Genomic DNA, 15,959 nt, shown 5'->3' with positions numbered 1-15,959 from the left:
GGCTGGGGCGTCAGTTCCAGAGGGTCGCGATGAAGATGTTCGCGGTGGTCAGTGCGCCGACCGCCGCGAACATCCCCTTGTCGACCTGCTCCTCGTCCCGCTTCACGTAGACGAGGCCGAGGATGACGATGAGGACGGCGAGTTTGATGCCGATCTTGATGTTGTTGACGGCGTTGTCATCGGCCTCGTTGAGGCCGACCAGGGCGACTCCGGTGACCAGCATCGTGAGCGCGCCGTGCAGCATCGCCTTGGTGAAGCGGGCGGTGCCCTCGCCCATCGCCTTCATCTGCGTGAGGAATCCACCCAGCAGCGACGCGATGCCGATGATGTGCAGCGCGACGAACACGTCCTTGAGTACGTCCATGGGCCGGAGCCTAGCCGGTCAGCCTGCCGCACCACCTGGCCACCCGCTGCCACTTGAGCGGTCATAGGCGGCCAACTCCCCCTCACGTATGACCACTTCCGCACTTTCCGTTACCAGGTGGTGACGGAGAGGTTTAGCGTCCTTGCCCAGTGACCGGCTCCCCACCGCCGTCCGGGCACCATCGGGACGGCAGTCGGCCACTACCGCCGAGAGGTCCGGCGGCGCCCCGCTCCCCCTGTGCGGGCCGCCGCCGGACGCGTAAGGAAGTGTCTGAGGTTGGCCGCGCACCGCAAGCCCAAACCCCGTTCGCTCACCGGATCGTTCACCGGCAACACCGCACGGACCGCACTGACCCTGGCGCTGGCAGGCGCCGCGTCCACCACTCTCTTCGAGGGGTCGGGACAGGCCGAGCCCCGACTGACGCCGGCCCAGGTGAAGGCGAAGGTCGACCGGCTCTACCACGACGCCGAGGTCGCCACCGAGAAGTACAACGGGGCGCGCGAGGAGGCCAGGAAGGCCCGGCGCGCCATGAACGACCTGCACGACGAGGCCGCCCGCAAGGCCGCCCGGCTCGACAAGGCGCGCGCCGCGCTCGGGCGCGCGGCCACCGAGCAGTACCGTTCCGGCGGGCTCGACCCGACCGTCCAGCTGGCGCTCGCCACCGACCCCGAGGCGTTCCTGGAGCGCACCTCGATCGCCGACCGCACGGCGGGCCGCCAGTCGCTCGCGATCGACGGCGTACGCAGGGATCTGCGCGAGGTCGACCAGCTGCAGGCGCAGGCGGCCGACCGGTTCGAGGAACTGGGCGAGCACCAGGCCGCGTTGAAGAAGCGGAAGGCCGAGATCAACGGCAAGCTGGACAGGGCCCGCGACCTGCTCGCCACGCTCTCCCCCGCCGATCAGGCCTCGTACGCCGCCGGCGAGTCCGGCGAACGCGCCTCCCGCTCGATGCCCCGCGGCTCCCTGAAGGCACCCAACGCGCGTGCCGCACAAGCCGTCTCCTTCGCGTACGGCGCGCTCGGCAGCCCCTACGTGTGGGGTGCCTCGGGCCCGTCCGCCTTCGACTGCTCGGGCCTGACCCAGGCCGCGTACCGCTCGGCGGGCGTCTCGCTGCCCCGCACTACGTACACCCAGATCAACGCGGGCCAACGCGTCTCGCGCGGCGAACTCGCCCCGGGCGACCTCGTCTTCTTCTACTCCGGCATCAGCCACGTGGGCCTCTACGTGGGCGGCGGCCAGATGATCCACGCCCCGAACCCTTCGGCACCGGTGCGGCTGGCCCCGGTGGACTCGATGCCGTTCGCGGGGGCGACGCGGGTGGCTTGAGCCCCCTCCGGGCCCCGCCTCAGAACGCTTCCGGCCCGAACCGCCCCCAGGCCACGAACGCGGCCAGCGCGAGATACACGAGGTCGACGACCACGAGCTTCAACTCCCCGCGCCGCAACCGCACGACGGCCGCCCCGGCCATGAGCACCACGATCCCGACGGCGGCCGTGGGCACCAGCACGGGCGCGATCCCGGTCACGGCAGGCAGCACGAGCCCGACCGCCGCGAGCACCTCGACGGCCCCGATCCCCTTCACACTCGCGGCACTGAAGTCATGCACCCACGCGGCATTGGCCCCGAGCGCGGCGATCCGCTCCTTGGCGAGGGCGAGCTTGAGGGTGCCGCCGAGGAGGTAGGCGGTGGCGAGGAGGGCGGTGATGAGCCAGAGGGTGAGGTGCATGGTCTTCTCTCCTTGGTCCGCGAAGGGGTTCGCCTTCGGGACGAGAGAGGGCCGCCGTCTGTGACACGGCGTCGTACGCCACCCGGATCTCCGTCGAGATGTGCATGCTCAGTAATCCCGGAACGCCCAGAAGACTCCCACTTCGTCATCGGACACGGCCACCAGACCGCAGTCCAGGTCGAATTCACCGATGCATTCGAAGGACCCCTGAGGCCGCATGGGGTTGAAGTCCGCCTCTTCGAAGAAGTCGTCGAAGTTCGTGTGGAACGTCGCGTCGGAACCGAAGCGTCCGAGGACGCAGCGGGCGTCGGTCAGCAAGTCGTACCTGCGCGCCTCTATGTCGGGCACGTTCCGGGCGTCGAACCACGTGTCGAGCAGGGAGATGAGCCGCCACGCGGCGGGCTCCGGCGCCACGGGGTACAGGTTCGGACACAGCGCGTCGGCCTTGTACGGCACGAAGGGGTACGTCGGCCAGGATCCCCCGGGCCGCGCGTGCGGCGGCCAGAGATCCACTCCCTGCCAGCCACGCGGGTCACCGGTCTCCCGGGCCATGACGGCGGCCAGGTCCCGCACCCAGTCCTCGTGCCGTCGCGGCCCCACCGCGACGATGTCGCACGCTCCGAGCACGGTGCGCACGGCGTTCTCCCAGGTGGCCTGGGATGGGTGGCGGTCGCTGCCCGGCACGCCTCACACGCCCTGCGAAGGCGGACCGTAATCGGCCGGCGGCTCGCCCAGCGTCTGCGCGACCAGCGCAAGCCAGCCGCTCGGGCTGTACGGCCGCGGTGGATCGACCTCCATCCCCAGCTCGGTGACGGCGAGCGCGTAATCGGACTCGTCGAGGCGGAGTGCGAGGAGTTCGTTCAGTTCGCCGGTCAGACGGGCGACGACGTGAGAGTCGGTCGTGTCCTTGTAGTCGCGTACGGCCGTGTCGTGGTCCGGGAACGCGTCCGGCATGTCCTGGGAGAACCAGCCGCCCAGGAACTGGCCGAGTTCGGGGAAGCGGGCATGCCATTCCCAGTGCGTGCGCGGGATGGACGTGGGCGGGACCGTGCCCGACTCGATGCTCGCCTTGATGTGGTCGGCGATGACGAAGAGCCAGTCCTGGATGGCGGATTCGGGGAGGCCGACGTCCGGGACCGGGTAGAACTCGCCGAGGCTCAGACGCAGGCGGCCCGGGGGGTTGCGGGCGTACTCGCGCAGCTGTGTCTCCGCGGTGGCGAGGGCCCAGGGACGGGTGTGCCAGGTGTGGCGGAGGTAGGACTGCAGGGCCTCGCTCGGCCTGTCCGGCTCGTCGTCGGCCGGCATGCCGAGGAACGCGCTGATCACCTGGTCCAACTCGCCGTAGCGGCGGTCGAATTCGAGGGGCTTCATGGACACGGTGGCGTGGGCCTCTACAGGTAGATCGGGACGGTGGTGAGGACGACGAAGCCGTGCGGGCTGTCCGGCTCGCGCTTCAGTACGACGCGCGCGGCGCGGACGTCCACCGCGTCGCGGCCGGCCAGCAGCATCGCCTGCAGCAGCACCCGGCCGACGGGCTCGTCCCGGGACGGCCAGGCGGCCTCGATGGTGAGGCGGGGGCGGGTGCCCTGCGCGAGCCAGCGGTGGATCCGCTGTTCGTTGCGGGTCACGACCTGCTGAGTGGCCCACTGGGCGGTTTCGCGGTCGGGGTAGGTGGCGGATCTGGTGAGCACTCGTCATCCCGGCGGGGTGCGGATCAGGTGGACAGGAAGTTCCAGAGAACGGCGACCTCGTCATCGTTCACGGCAATGAGACCGGCGTCCCAGTCGAACTGGCTGAAGGAGTTGTGGCCCCGGCTGGACTGGCGGTAGAAGTCGGGGTTCTCCCCCTTCCAGGACAGGTTGGTGTAGAAGCAGGTGCCTTCGGGGAAGCGCGACAGAATCAACTCGGCCCTGCGCTCCCGCTCCGGCAGCCGCTCTTCCCAGTTCGGCGACGTGGTGAGATCCGAGCGGCTGGTCCCGGCCCCGAGGAGGACGATCAGCGACCGTACGGACGCGCGGGGCACCTCCCACACCAGCTTCCGGAAGCGCTCCGCGTCGCCCGGGGCCGAAGGCGTGTCCAGCCACGGGAAGAGCGGATCGTCGAGGCGTTCCTCCTCGCCCTCGTAAGGGTCGATGAATTCCCAGCCCCGGGGATCGTGGGCCTGGAGCCGCATGACCGCCCCGGCGTCCAGCCACCATTCGTCGTGTTCACGGGCACCGACACCGACGAACGTGCACAGCCACTTGTACAGTTCCAGCGCCTGCGACCAGGTCCTGGCATCGAGCCTGGTTTCCTCCATCATTCGCTCCCTCACTCGGGCGCCGAGGTGTAGACGACGAACGGCGGGTCCAGGTCCGGGTCGTACTTGAGCTTGGTGGTCACGCCGTGCGCTTCCCTGGGGGACTGGATCACACCTGTCGTGTCATCCGCCGACACAGTGGTTCCGGTCACGGCATTCTGCGCAAGGGGGCCCTCTCCAGGCACCTGGGACACCGTAAAGGACTTGGTCGGCGGGTTGGGCGGCGGGTTCTCCAGCCAGTCCTGGATCTCGGTGGTGTTCTGACGGATGTTGTACTGAGTGTATTTCTGCGCCGATTCCAGATCTTCGAAGGTCGACGCGTTGAGGATGTTGAACTTGCCGTTCGCGCGCTGCTCGTCCTTGATCCGCTGGACCAGCTGGTCATCCGTCTTGCCCACGTGCTTGTCGATGGTGTGCGCGCCGTTCATCCCCTCGTTCATCGCCAGGTCCAGCGAGTACATGTACGGAAAGGGGCTCTCGTCGCCGATCTGCCAGCGCTGTTCCTTCTTGAACTCGTTGAGCGAGCGGCCGCCGAAGGCATGGCCACGGGCGATCTGGGCCTCGTACGTCGGGGCGCTCGTGATCGCGATCTCCAGCTCCGGGAGCAGGGTCTTGATCTTGGTCGCGGCCTCGTTGAACTCCCGGTGGTACTCCGCGACGACCCGGTCGACGCCCTCCTTGTCCATGTGGGACCGGAAGGAGAGCACGATCCGGCCCACGATTCCGCCGACCGCGAGCCTCGTCAGGTTCGAGAAACTCAGCTCGGTGAGCTCGGAGGCCGTGGCCTTCGCCGCGTTGATGCCCGCCTGGCTCGTGAACGCGGTCGTCTTGTCGCCGACGTCGCTGAGATGATCGAGGAGGTCGGCGATGTCGTCCGCCGACTTCTTCAGGACGTCGACGATGGGACGCCGCTTGTCCGGCGTCACGTCCTTGCTGGTACGCCACTGGCGGCCGGTCTGACTGCGTTCACCGGCCGTGTCCAGCTGCCGGCCCCACGCCGTGGTGCCCCAGATCGTCTGGCCGAACGTCCTCATGGCCGCCTGCCACTCGCCCTTGTCCTTGGGGTTGGTGATGCCGGCGATGGCCGCGTTGAAGTCGTCGGAGGCCTTCACCGCGTCGGAGGCGAGCTTCCGCCACGCCTTGGCCATGTCCCGGGCCTCGTCCTCCTTGATGCCCGGGGTGATCTCGTGCACCTTCCCGAGGCGCAGGCCCTTCTCGATGGCGGGTCGGATGACATCCGCGAGGAAGTCCGGGAACTCACCGATGACCCCGGAGATCCACCAGGAGTCGACGTCCTCACCGGTACCCGACCACTTGATGGGGTTGACCGGCCCGTAGCGCGGCGGCTTGTTGATGACCACCGGCTCCGGGGTGTTCCTGGGCTGGGCTCCCTTCGCGCCGCCCGCATGCCACTCGGCCAGCACGTAGTGGTTGGCGGTGTGGTTGAGCCCGATGGACGCCCCGCCGACGCTGACCACGCTGCGGCCCCACGCGTCGAGGAACTTCGCGACGACTTCCTGGTAGGCGTCCGCGAACGCGTCGGCGCCGCGGCCCGTCCCGGCGCTCTGGTTGTACTTGTTGAGGACGTCGGTGAGCAGGAACGCCCGCTCCGCATGCGCGAATTGGGCCTCCTTCACCAGGTCGGAGGCGTGATGGACATGCACGGGCTGGACGTCGTAGCCACCGTTCGCCGACGGCGGGGGCGGTGTGCCCATCAGGCGGCTCCCCAGCCCCGCAGCACGGCCTGGTGTGCTGCCGCGTAGTTGATGTGGCCGGTGGTCACGACCTCATGCAGCCATTTCTGTGCCGCCCGCAGGTCATCCGCCGAGTGGTCCCACTTGTCCAACTCATCGATGAAGACCTCCCGCGCCTCTCCCTCCCAGGTCAGCACGACCTTCTCCACCCGCCCGTACAGCAGGTCGAGTTGCTCGTTCAGCTTCTTGAGGATGTCCTCCAGATCACCGGACAGCCGTTGCAACGTCGCGAAGTCGACGGTTATGTGCTCTTCGTCCGCCATACCCATGCCCCCGTTGCTCAGAGTTCCGACAGCCGGCTGCGCGGCGCCGCGGGCGGCTCGGTGTTCGGCGTGGACAGTTCGTCCACCTCCGCCTTCACGTCCGTCTCCGACTGGACCTGCCGAAGCCGCTCCATCACGTCGAGGTCCTGCTCGGAGAAGCCGTCGCGGCTCAGACGCACAGCCTGCTCAAGGCGCTGGATCACCATCCGGATGCGTACGGCGTCCTCCGCCGCGCCCCGGTGCAGGTCCCGGTACGCCTTCGCGGCCGGACCGCGCCAGCCCGCCTCGATGCTGTCGACGATCCCGTCCATGCGCTTGACCTGCTTGTCCAGGTACGTCTGCATGTCGTCGAGGTCGCCTGCGAGCTTCGTCAGCCGGTCGCTCTTCACCCGCAGCCGTGGCTGCGCGCCTTCGCCGCTCACCGCGGTCCCCCTGTCGTGATCACCAACACGCTTGCCCCATTGGCCACTTGGATCACCGTAGCAACGCAGGCACAGGGCAAAACCGCCCCCTTCCTCCCACGCCTTGTGTGATCGATCACCCACCTTCCACGCAACCGAACCCACCCGATAGCGTCAACGCCGCCCCCACCCGACCAGCACCGGACACCACCGCATGCCTCTGCCACCCCCACCGCCACCCACCCACTTGGCCACCTGGCCCGACCGCGCCGCACTCCTCCACGACCGTGGACAGGCACTGGAGTTGCTGCGCAGACGGAACCTGGGGCTGGGGCGGCTCGTGCTGCTGTGGCTGACCGGGCTGCTCGCCGTGTTCGGGTGGGCGATGGTGGCCATGCCGCTGATGCTGATCCGCGACAAGGATCCGATGTTCTTCGTGCTCGGACCGCTCTGCGTGATCCTCGGACTCGCCGCCCTCGTGCCCGCCGTGCTCATCATGGTGCGTGGCGCGCGCACCGACCGTCGCGTACGCGAACTGACCACCGCATGGCTCGCGTTGGACGAGGAGCGCGCCTCCGCGCATGCACTGCGCGCGCCCTGGCGCAGCCTCGCCTGGCTGCTCCTGTCGTTCGTGCCGTGCGCCGGCGGACTGTGGGCGGCCTTCGGCGGAGCCCACGCCGCGCACCACGCGTACGAGGCCGCTCTCGCGCTGGGCTCCGGGATGGGGCTGTGGGTGACGGGGTTGCTCGGTGTCGCCAAGGCGGTCGGCCACTACCAGTGGGCGATCCGGGCTCTGGGGCCGCCGGGGAACTCACGTGCGAGCCTGCCCGTTCACTGAACGACCAGACAACGAATCGGCAGACGGGGACCCCAGTGGCACTGTTCGGCAACGCGCACACCATCGATCCGGGCAAGGCGGCGCAGGAGTATGCGCGGCTGCTGGGGCAGGGCGAGCAGATCTACGGTGCCTATCAGCTGATACGGGACGCCATCCTGCTCACGGACCGGCGCATGATCCTGATCGACAAGCAGGGGCTCACCGGCAAGAAGGTCGAGTACCACTCGCTGCCGTACCGCAGCATCACCCACTTCTCGGTGGAGACCGCCGGACACTTCGACCTGGACGCCGAGCTGAAGATCTGGGTCTCGGGGAATCCGACGCCGATCGCGAAGACCTTCACCAAGGGGGTCAACATTTACGAAGTGCAGGCGATTCTGACGCAGTTCGTGGCGCGCTGAGGGGATGTTCGCTCACCGGCTTGCCTTCGTACGACCCTGCACAGTTTGAGGGTCCACTGCGCCTCATGCCGTCGTACGGTGTCACGGTTCATTCACCTTGCGATCAGGGGGACTTGATGAGGATCCGTAGGCGTCTCGCAGCCGTCGCGTGTGCCGGTGCGCTGGCGGCGACGGGCGTCGTGGTGAATGCCACGACGGCTCAGGCCGCCACTTGCTACGGCGGAGCGTTCAAGACCGAGAAGGACAGTGGCGAGGTCCAGCTTCCGAGCGCGGGCTTCTACGTCACCTCGACCCGCTGCGCCGACATCAACCTGAAGGTCAACTACAGCCGGAACGTGCGGGTCTGCTTCTACAAGTCGACCGGCTACCTCAACTACTGCCAGACCTCGTACACGTACGCCAAGTCCGGCCAGTGGAACACGGTCGCCACCGACGTGAAGGATGGTGTCCGCTACCGGTTCAACTTCCAGACTGTCGGCTCCGGCATTTTCACAGTCGCGCACTGAGTACGTCGCTGTAGGCACAGTCGTCGCCGTCCCGCCCAGTTGAGGACGGCTGGGCGGGTCACCTTGCGGCCAGTACGGGCTGGGGCGGGCAACCTGCGCGGCGTGCGCGACCTCCCAGGCGTGGCCGACCGTGCCATGGACGGGACCGCGGCGTGGGCAAGACCGTGTGGTGCGAGTTGAAGCTCGCGCCGCCGCCCGATCAGCCAGGCATCGGACCGAACCGTCAGGCAGCGGACCAACCGCCGGGTGTCAGACCAACCGCCGAGCAGTAGCCCACCGCGTCAGCTCATGCCGGTTCGAAAGCTGCAGCTTGCGCAGGACGGCGGAGACATGGGACTCCACCGTCTTCACCGAGATGAAGAGCTGCTTCGCGATCTCCTTGTACGCGTACCCACGGGCGATTAGGCGCAGGACCTCGCGCTCGCGCTGCGTGAGGCGGTCCAGGTCCTCGTCGACCGGCGGGGCGTCCGTCGAGGCGAAGGCGTCGAGGACGAAGCCGGCCAGGCGCGGGGAGAAGACGGCGTCGCCGTCCTGCACGCGGAAGACGGAGTCGACGAGGTCGGTGCCCGTGATCGTCTTGGTGACGTAGCCGCGGGCTCCGCCGCGGATGACGCCGATGACGTCCTCCGCCGCGTCGGAGACGGACAACGCCAGGAAGCGGACCGGGTCCTCGGCCGCGGACATCAACGAGGCGCAGCGGCGCAGGACTTCGACGCCGCCGCCACCGGGAAGGTGGACGTCCAGGAGCACGACCTCGGGGCGCGTCGCCGTGATGACCGTGACGGCCTGGTCCACGTCGGCGGCCTCGCCGACCACCTCGACGCCCGTCACGTCCGTGCGGCCGATCTCGGCCTGCACACCGGTGCGGAACATCCGGTGGTCGTCGACGAGGACGACGCGGACGTGCCGAGCGCTGCCCTTGGTGTCGTCCGCGCCCAGGGTCTCCGGCTGCTCGTTCATGTCGCTCGCCTCCGTCATGACGGGGTCTCCGTCCTCTCCATCTCCAGCTCGACCTCCGTGCCGCCGTCCGGCACCGCGCGCAGCCGCGCCGTACCGCCGTGGCGCTGCATCCGGCCGATGATCGATTCTCTTACGCCCATACGGTCGAGGGGAACGGAGTCCAGATCGAAGCCCGGTCCGCGGTCACGGACCGAGACGAAGACCGTGCGGCCCTCGACCTCCGCGTAGACCTGCACGGCACCGCCCTCGCCACCGTACTTCGCGGCGTTCACCATTGCTTCCCGTGCGGCCTGCATCTGTGCCGTCAGTTTCTCGTCCAGCGGGCAGTCGCCGACGACGACGACCTCCAGCGGGACGCCGTGCTTGTCCTCGACCTCCGCCGCCGCCTGCTTGACCGCCTCGGCGAGCGTCTCCGGCTCCTCGGCCTCGTCCTTGCCGGTGCCCTCGGGCTTGTACAGCCAGTTCCGCAGATCCCGCTCCTGGGCGCGGGCGAGGCGCCGTACCTCCGGGGCGTTCTCCGCGTTGCGCTGGATCAGCGTGAGGGTGTGCAGGACCGAGTCGTGGACGTGCGCGGCGACTTCGGCCCGTTCCTGGGCCCGGATGCGCATCAGGCGCTCCTGGGAGAGGTCCTGCGTCATCCGGACGAGGTAGGGGCCCGCAAGCAGCGCGATGCCGACGAAGACGGCGAGCGCGGCCTGGAGTACGGAGCCCAGCTCACGGGCCGAGTTCTGCAGCACGAACATGGCCGTGACGCCCGTACCGACGAGGACCACACCGGCCAGCGAGCGGGCGATGTTGAGGGTGCGGCGCTTGCGGCCGACGGCCATCCAGCGGGCGCGGCGCGCGTTGTCCGCCTGCCGCCACACGAGGGCGACACCCGCCGCGACCAGGAGCGTCGGCCAGAGGTACGCGCGGGTCGGGCCGCCGACGTCGACCGTGCCGACGAAGACCATCGCGATGACGAGCATCGCGATGAAGGCGATGAACTGACCCTTGTCGATCTTCCGTACGACCAGTTTGCGGCGGCCGTCCGGGCCGACCTCGGTGGTCACGGCATGCTGCCGCTCGGCGTCCGCGGTGACACCGCCGACCCCGAGCGGGACGAAGAACCAGAACGCGGCGTAGAGCAGCGCCCCGAGCCCGTTCGCGGTGAACAGGCCGACGAACACCAGGCGCACCCAGATCACGGGCAGCCCGAGATGCCCGGCGAGCCCGCGCGCCACTCCTCCGAGCCAGCGGCCTTCACCACTGCGGTAGAGCTTGCGCAGCGGCTGCGGTTCCTGGGCGGGCGGTGCTGCGGCTGGCATGTGTTCGATCCTCACATGCGGGCGGGGGGCGGGGCATCAGGGTTGGGCCCCTAGACGTCCCTGATCCCCGAGGGAACGCCCGGCCTTCACGCGAAGGCCCACCCCCACCCCGTACGGACAATCTCAGGGTCCGACCAGGGTCCCCCCGCCTGCCACCCGGCCGCCGCAGCCCCCACCATGGAACCCATGACGGATCAGCACGGCACCCGGAGCGCACAAGCGGCCGGTCCCAAGGACGCGGCGGACGCGTCCGGACCGCCCGCGCGGCTGCGGCGCGACAACGAGCACCGGATGCTCGGCGGCGTCTGCGCGGGCCTCGGCCGGCACTGCGACATGGACCCGGTGATCTTCCGGATCGTCATCGCGCTGCTCGGCGCCGTGGGCGGCCTCGGGCTGATCTTCTACGGCTTCGCCTGGCTGCTCGTCCCCGCCGACGGCGAGGACGAGAACGAGGCACGCCGGATGCTCACCGGACGCGTCGACGGCCAGGCCCTGACCGGGCTGCTGTTCGCGCTGGTCGGCTGTGGCGTGATGCTGTCGATGGTGAACAACGCGGGCGTGCTGACCTTCGCCTCCGTCCTCGCCGTGCTGCTCGCGGGCGCGGGCTACTGGTCGAAGGAGCGCCGCAAGGAGACCCCGTCGCCGGACCCCGTGGCGGTGCAGGCCGCCGCCGAGGCGCCGCCCGAGACGCAGGCGCCGCCGGTCTCGCGGGGCCCGTCGTGGTGGCGCGACCCGATCGTGAAGGACGGGACGCACGAAGGCGGTACGGGGTATCTGTGGGGCCCCGCCGAGCTGACCGGCGTCGACTTCCCCACCGGGGAGACGGCCCGCCGGAGCGTCGCCGTCGCCCGCCGCGGCCCGCGCTGGACCGGCGGCTGGACCTTCCTGGCCACCCTGGCCGCGGGAATCGCCGGTACGGCCGCCGCGGTCAGCGAGATGGGCCCGAACCCGTCCGTCGGCGCCGTCCTGACAGCCGGTCTGGCCTGCGCGCTCGCCGTGCTCGCGCTCGGTATCGCGCTCAGTTCGTTCTTCGGACGTACGGGAACGGGGTCGGTGTTCCTCGCTTTGATCCTCAGCGGTCTGCTCGCGGGCGCCTCGGCGCTCCCGGAGGAGATCACCACCAACTGGGTGCGGACGGAATGGCAGCCGACGTCGGTCGCCGCCGTGCGGCCCGCGTACAACATCGGCTCCGGCAGCGGCACCCTCGACCTCGGTGCGCTCGACCTGAAGAAGGGCCAGACGGTCACCACCGGCTCGCGGGTCGGCGCGGGCCGGATCAAGGTGATCGTCCCCTACAACGCGACGGTGAAGGTGGACGCGAAGGTGGGCATCGGAGACATCCAGCTCCCGCGTAATTCGGACCTGGACCCCGGCGGTGCTCCCGACCGGCAGAGCGACGGTGACATCGATGTGGCCCCCGACGAGAAGCGCCGCACCACGTTGACGCCCCCCGCGGACGCGAAGGACGGCGGCACCATCGACCTCACGCTCGATGTGGGACTCGGACAGGCGGAGGTCACCCGTGCAGCGAAGTGACGAGCGGACCTGGCTGCACCCGTTCCAGCCGGGCCGGCTGATCCTGGGCCTGGCGATGGCAGGCGTCGCCCTCGCCTACGGCGGCGACGCGGCCGGCTGGTGGGACACGGAGTGGTTCGCGGCGATCCCGATCGTGGTGCTCGGTCTGATCCTGGCCTCGATCGCCGGGATGATCACGTACGGCGTACGGAGGCGGCGCGGCGCCCGCGCCGAGCGTGAGGTCGGCGCGGGCGGACCGGGCAGGCCGGGCGGTCCGGGCAGGTCCGGCGGAACGCTAGCGGGTGGCCGCCAGGAACGGCCGTAGCGCCGCGGCCAGTTCCTCGGGCGCGTCCAGCGCGATGAGGTGCGCGGCGGTCGGGAACTCGACGAACGCGGCGCCCGGGACCGTCTCCGCGTACTGCCGCGCGATGTCCTGGAAGTCGGCCACGTCGAGCTTGCCGACGCCCACGAGCACGGGAAGGGCGAGCGCGGCGAGGTCGCCGGCCACGGGCTCCAGGGACTGCTCGTCCACGGCCTCCATGTTCCGCAGCGAGATCCGCACCGGTTCGCGCAGCGCGTCGGCCAGGCCCTCGGCCACGTCCTCCCAGGCGCGCGCGGGGCCGCGCAGCCACATGTCCAGGTTCACGTCGACGGCGGTGTCCAGGTCGCCCGCCTCCAGGGCCGCGGTCTCGGCCTCGTCGTACGCGACCATCTCTTCCGACCACGCATAGCCGCGCCACGGCGGGGAGAACACGGCGAGGGACCGCAGCCGGGACGGGTGCGCGAGGGCGAAGTCCAGGGCCACCCGCCCGCCCCACGACGCCCCCACGAGGTGGACGCGCTCGTGCCCGAGGTGGTCGAGGAGCTTCAGGAGGTCGTCGGTCTCGCGGAACGGGCCGCTCGGCGGCGGCGACTGGCCGAAGCCCCGCAGGTCGTACCGGATGACGGTGTGCCGCTCGGCGAGCGCGGGCACGAGGGCGTCCCACATCCGGTGGTCGGCGATACCGGCGTGCACGAGGACGACCGGGGTGGTGTCGTCCGCGCCGGCTTGCGAGAGCTGCACGGTGTAGGCGAGGGAGCCGAGTTCGTCGGCGAGTATGCGCATCCGCAGATGGTGGCAGGACGGCCTCGGCGCATGCCACCGGGTTCCCGCGCGGCCGCTGCGGGCACCGGGCACCCTGGCCACCCGTCGTCGCCCCTGTCACCCTGAGGTGATGCAGGACGTCGTCGACTCGGGGGCCGGGCACGGCTGCATCGCCCTGTTCGTGTGGGCGGCGGTCGCGCGGGGGGCGTATATCCCGATCGCCCTGCTGATGCCGCAAGGCGGCAGGACGCCCACGGAGATGATGTTCCTCTGCGCCGGGCTCAGCCTTGTGGCCTCCACCCTGCTCGTACCGGTCCCCCTGCGCCTGTACTTCCGCCGCCGGCGGGCCCGCCGGCACCTGGCCGACGCGGCCCGCGCCTACCAGCGGCGCCAGGACGGCAGCTTCTCGTGAGCGGCTACAGCATCCGCCGCCGCTGCCGCCACCACGCGTCGACCGACCAGTACGAGGCCCCGGCCAGGATCAGCGGCAGCCAGGCCATCAAGTACGGAAGGTCATTTCCGTAGTAGTACGGGGTCGCCGCCCAGCTCATCGTGAACCACAGGCTCAGCGAGATCAGGGCGCCGCCGACCGCGGCGAGCCGGGCCAGCACGCCGAGCAACGTGCCGATGCCGACGGCCAGTTCGCCGAAGGCGATGGCGTAGCCGAAGCCGACCGGCGACTTCAGGGCGAGGTCGATCATCTGCGGGATCGCGACGTCGCCGCTCTGGTCGAGGAACTGCAGCTGCGCGCCGATCGAGCCGTCACCCGAGGCCCGCATGAACTGCGAGTCCGTGAGCTTGTCGAGGCCCGCGTAGATGAAGGTGACGCCCAGGAAGATCCGCAGCGGCAGAAGGGCGTAGCGCGCCGCGGTGTCGCGCCAGTCCCCGCCGCCTCCACCCGGGTCCGCGTACGTCCCGGTCCGCATGGTGTGCGCCATGGTGCCCGCCGCCTCTCGGTTGAGCCCTCAACGAAGTGTCGTCACCAGACCATACGTACGACAGGTCCGGGCGGCTCACAAGCGTCGGGAATCCGGCCGGGGAACGCCCGGGCCGGCGGCAGGGCCCGGCAGACGCCGGAGGCACCCGGCGGACTCAGTCCGTCACCTCGATGATGCACCGGTTCGACTCCGCCCCGGCCGCCGTCACCACCTGCACCTCGACCCGGCCCGGCTCCACGTCCGCCGGTACGGGCACGGTGAGCACCGCGTCCGTCGGGTTGGTGAAGCCGCCGGGCACCGGGACCAGCGGGACGTGCACATGGACCGGTCCGATCCGCACGACCATCCGGGCGAGCCGGTCGGGGGTCTGCGCCCCGGGCGGTACGAAGCCGGCGCCGCGGATCTCGATGTCGTCGCCGGTACGGATCGGTGCGTCGAGGTCGCCGGCCTCGCGGGACCGTACGACGGAGTGGATCACCGGGCGGCCGCCCTCGGCGAACTTCCCGGCGAGATACGTGGCGGCCGAGAGCAGGACGAGCAGCGCGAGTCCCCAGGGGAGCTCGGGCAGGCGGCCGGGGTGGCGGGCGAGCGTGACGGCGGCGAAGAGCAGGACCGCCCCGTTGAGTACCGCGTACTGGGCGTCGGGGAAGTGCCCGCGCCCGGCGTCGTCGGTGAGAAGGTCGCCGGCGCGCGGGCGGTCGGCGCGCACCTTCTGCAGCCGCTGTCCCGCGACCCGTACGGCGACGGTGCGGCGGACGGCGACGGCGACCAGGCAGGCCGCGCCGAGCACGGTCAGCAGACCGCCGTTGCCCGCCAGTCGGAGGCCGTCGAGGAGCGCGTCGCGGGCGCGCGGCGCGGAGGCGAAGGCGAGTTCCCAGGCGAGGAAGAGCACCGCGTAGGCGCCGAGGAGCACCCAGCCCGCGGCCACGGCACGGGACGTCGAGAGGCGGTTGTCCTCACCGGTCACGGGCGCGAGCACCCCGCCGCGTTCGCGGTGGAGGTGGGCGGCCAGGGTGAGCAGGGACGCGACGATCAGCGCGGCGAGCAGGGCCGCGGTGCGCGCGGCCGTCCAGCCGGCGCCGATCGCGGTGAGGGTCTGCACGAGGAGCAGCACCCCGACCAGGCCCCACACGGTGAACAGGGTCCGGTGCCACAGGAGGTGGAGCCAGGCGGTGCTCTCCGCGCGGCTGCGCTCGGCCACCGCGCCGGCGGACTGGGTCAGCTCGTCGGAGACCCACTGCCGGGACGCGCCCGCCGAATGCGCGAGCGCCGCGGGCAGTCCTTCGCCGGCCGCGAGCCCGTCCCGCTTCGCGAGGAACGCGGCGACCGCCCTACGGTGCCCTTCGCGCGCACCGTGCGGACAGTCACCGCAGGTGCACCCGCCCCCGTGCGCTTCCTGTCGTGCCACTTGCACAGCCACGCACGAACACCCTCTCTTTTCGGGCCTGTTGGCGCCGCACGCGTCGCGCGGAACGTTTCATCGGCCCTAATTCCCTTGGACAGACTCGGAATTGTGCACCACGCGCGGGGCGAAGAACTCAACTCGCAGGTCGCAAGGGGTGATTGGGAAACGTCACGGTTGACGCGCCGCCCGATCCGGTCT

At 70.3% G+C, this 15,959-nt stretch carries 21 protein-coding genes; 7 read left to right on the top strand and 14 right to left on the bottom strand.

The genetic code is table 11. The annotated features are described in order from the left end of the window. Positions 1-10: 10 nt before the first annotated feature. On the bottom strand, positions 11-364 hold the full coding sequence (locus ACIBI4_RS08740) for a hypothetical protein (RefSeq protein WP_399202920.1): 354 nt from the start codon (positions 362-364) through the stop codon (positions 11-13). Positions 365-640: 276 nt separating this feature from the next. Here ACIBI4_RS08740 and ACIBI4_RS08735 point away from each other — a divergent pair, with 276 nt between their 5' ends. Continuing rightward, complete coding sequence (locus tag ACIBI4_RS08735) at positions 641-1,690, top strand: NlpC/P60 family protein (RefSeq protein ID WP_399202919.1); 1,050 nt, start codon at positions 641-643, stop codon at positions 1,688-1,690. Between the two features lie 19 nt (positions 1,691-1,709). Here ACIBI4_RS08735 and ACIBI4_RS08730 read toward each other — a convergent pair whose 3' ends face one another. The 8 genes from ACIBI4_RS08730 to ACIBI4_RS08695 all read right to left on the bottom strand — a co-directional run bounded on the left by ACIBI4_RS08730 (position 1,710) and on the right by ACIBI4_RS08695 (position 6,828). Continuing rightward, positions 1,710-2,090 carry a DoxX family protein gene (locus ACIBI4_RS08730; RefSeq protein ID WP_399202918.1) on the bottom strand — a complete coding sequence of 127 codons (381 nt, stop codon included), beginning with the start codon at positions 2,088-2,090 and terminating at the stop codon, positions 1,710-1,712. 108 nt (positions 2,091-2,198) lie between these two features. Next, a complete protein-coding gene (locus tag ACIBI4_RS08725) occupies positions 2,199-2,774 on the bottom strand; it encodes a hypothetical protein (RefSeq protein WP_399202917.1) in 576 nt (191 codons plus the stop codon). A gap of 3 nt (positions 2,775-2,777) precedes the next feature. Continuing rightward, the gene (locus tag ACIBI4_RS08720; RefSeq protein ID WP_399202916.1) at positions 2,778-3,467 is read right to left on the bottom strand and encodes a contact-dependent growth inhibition system immunity protein; all 690 of its coding nucleotides are present in this window, start codon (positions 3,465-3,467) and stop codon (positions 2,778-2,780) included. A 14-nt stretch (positions 3,468-3,481) separates the two neighbouring features. Then, positions 3,482-3,781 carry an RNase A-like domain-containing protein gene (locus tag ACIBI4_RS08715; RefSeq protein ID WP_399202915.1) on the bottom strand — a complete coding sequence of 100 codons (300 nt, stop codon included), beginning with the start codon at positions 3,779-3,781 and terminating at the stop codon, positions 3,482-3,484. Positions 3,782-3,804: 23 nt separating this feature from the next. Next, a complete protein-coding gene (locus ACIBI4_RS08710; RefSeq protein WP_399202914.1) occupies positions 3,805-4,389 on the bottom strand; it encodes a hypothetical protein in 585 nt (194 codons plus the stop codon). Between the two features lie 11 nt (positions 4,390-4,400). Continuing rightward, the gene (locus ACIBI4_RS08705) at positions 4,401-6,104 is read right to left on the bottom strand and encodes an RNase A-like domain-containing protein (RefSeq protein ID WP_399202913.1); all 1,704 of its coding nucleotides are present in this window, start codon (positions 6,102-6,104) and stop codon (positions 4,401-4,403) included. After that, on the bottom strand, positions 6,104-6,406 hold the full coding sequence (locus ACIBI4_RS08700; RefSeq protein ID WP_399202912.1) for a WXG100 family type VII secretion target: 303 nt from the start codon (positions 6,404-6,406) through the stop codon (positions 6,104-6,106). The genes ACIBI4_RS08705 and ACIBI4_RS08700 overlap by 1 nt, the downstream gene beginning before the upstream one ends. A 17-nt stretch (positions 6,407-6,423) precedes the next feature. Next, positions 6,424-6,828, bottom strand: a complete 405-nt coding sequence (locus ACIBI4_RS08695; protein ID WP_399202911.1) for a WXG100 family type VII secretion target — start codon at positions 6,826-6,828, stop codon at positions 6,424-6,426. Between the two features lie 193 nt (positions 6,829-7,021). On the opposite strand from ACIBI4_RS08695, the gene ACIBI4_RS08690 reads away from it, so the two are divergent. The 3 genes from ACIBI4_RS08690 to ACIBI4_RS08680 all read left to right on the top strand — a co-directional run bounded on the left by ACIBI4_RS08690 (position 7,022) and on the right by ACIBI4_RS08680 (position 8,552). Then, the gene (locus ACIBI4_RS08690; RefSeq protein ID WP_399202910.1) at positions 7,022-7,645 is read left to right on the top strand and encodes a hypothetical protein; all 624 of its coding nucleotides are present in this window, start codon (positions 7,022-7,024) and stop codon (positions 7,643-7,645) included. Between the two features lie 35 nt (positions 7,646-7,680). Then, positions 7,681-8,046 (top strand): PH domain-containing protein, encoded by a 366-nt coding sequence (locus tag ACIBI4_RS08685; protein ID WP_399202909.1) that lies wholly within the window; start codon positions 7,681-7,683, stop codon positions 8,044-8,046. A 116-nt stretch (positions 8,047-8,162) separates the two neighbouring features. Further along, positions 8,163-8,552: a hypothetical protein gene (locus ACIBI4_RS08680; RefSeq protein ID WP_399202908.1), complete on the top strand. Its 390-nt coding sequence runs from the start codon at positions 8,163-8,165 to the stop codon at positions 8,550-8,552. Between the two features lie 249 nt (positions 8,553-8,801). On the opposite strand, the gene ACIBI4_RS08675 is transcribed toward ACIBI4_RS08680, so the two are convergent. Both ACIBI4_RS08675 and ACIBI4_RS08670 read right to left on the bottom strand, forming a co-directional pair. After that, positions 8,802-9,512, bottom strand: a complete 711-nt coding sequence (locus ACIBI4_RS08675; protein ID WP_399203230.1) for a LuxR C-terminal-related transcriptional regulator — start codon at positions 9,510-9,512, stop codon at positions 8,802-8,804. 14 nt (positions 9,513-9,526) lie between these two features. Beyond that, positions 9,527-10,819 carry a PspC domain-containing protein gene (locus ACIBI4_RS08670; RefSeq protein WP_399202907.1) on the bottom strand — a complete coding sequence of 431 codons (1,293 nt, stop codon included), beginning with the start codon at positions 10,817-10,819 and terminating at the stop codon, positions 9,527-9,529. Between the two features lie 186 nt (positions 10,820-11,005). Here ACIBI4_RS08670 and ACIBI4_RS08665 point away from each other — a divergent pair, with 186 nt between their 5' ends. After that, positions 11,006-12,355, top strand: coding sequence for a PspC domain-containing protein (locus tag ACIBI4_RS08665; RefSeq protein ID WP_399202906.1), 1,350 nt, complete (start codon positions 11,006-11,008; stop codon positions 12,353-12,355). After that, a complete protein-coding gene (locus ACIBI4_RS08660) occupies positions 12,342-12,659 on the top strand; it encodes a hypothetical protein (RefSeq protein ID WP_399202905.1) in 318 nt (105 codons plus the stop codon). Before ACIBI4_RS08665 ends, ACIBI4_RS08660 begins: the two co-directional genes overlap by 14 nt. Here ACIBI4_RS08660 and ACIBI4_RS08655 read toward each other — a convergent pair. Continuing rightward, positions 12,630-13,439 (bottom strand): alpha/beta fold hydrolase, encoded by an 810-nt coding sequence (locus tag ACIBI4_RS08655; protein ID WP_399202904.1) that lies wholly within the window; start codon positions 13,437-13,439, stop codon positions 12,630-12,632. The two genes, ACIBI4_RS08660 and ACIBI4_RS08655, sit on opposite strands and share 30 nt — an antisense overlap. Before the next feature lie 109 nt (positions 13,440-13,548). Here ACIBI4_RS08655 and ACIBI4_RS08650 point away from each other — a divergent pair, with 109 nt between their 5' ends. Continuing rightward, on the top strand, positions 13,549-13,830 hold the full coding sequence (locus ACIBI4_RS08650) for a hypothetical protein (protein ID WP_399202903.1): 282 nt from the start codon (positions 13,549-13,551) through the stop codon (positions 13,828-13,830). Between the two features lie 4 nt (positions 13,831-13,834). On the opposite strand, the gene ACIBI4_RS08645 is transcribed toward ACIBI4_RS08650, so the two are convergent. Further along, complete coding sequence (locus tag ACIBI4_RS08645) at positions 13,835-14,356, bottom strand: DoxX family protein (protein ID WP_399202902.1); 522 nt, start codon at positions 14,354-14,356, stop codon at positions 13,835-13,837. 154 nt (positions 14,357-14,510) lie between these two features. Then, the gene (locus ACIBI4_RS08640) at positions 14,511-15,776 is read right to left on the bottom strand and encodes a hypothetical protein (protein ID WP_399202901.1); all 1,266 of its coding nucleotides are present in this window, start codon (positions 15,774-15,776) and stop codon (positions 14,511-14,513) included. Between the last annotated feature and the right edge of the window lie 183 nt (positions 15,777-15,959).

The organism is Streptomyces sp. NPDC050418 (genome assembly GCF_044458745.1).
In the GTDB taxonomy this organism is placed as follows: domain Bacteria; phylum Actinomycetota; class Actinomycetes; order Streptomycetales; family Streptomycetaceae; genus Streptomyces.
This window is presented reverse-complemented; position numbering and strand designations above follow the sequence as displayed.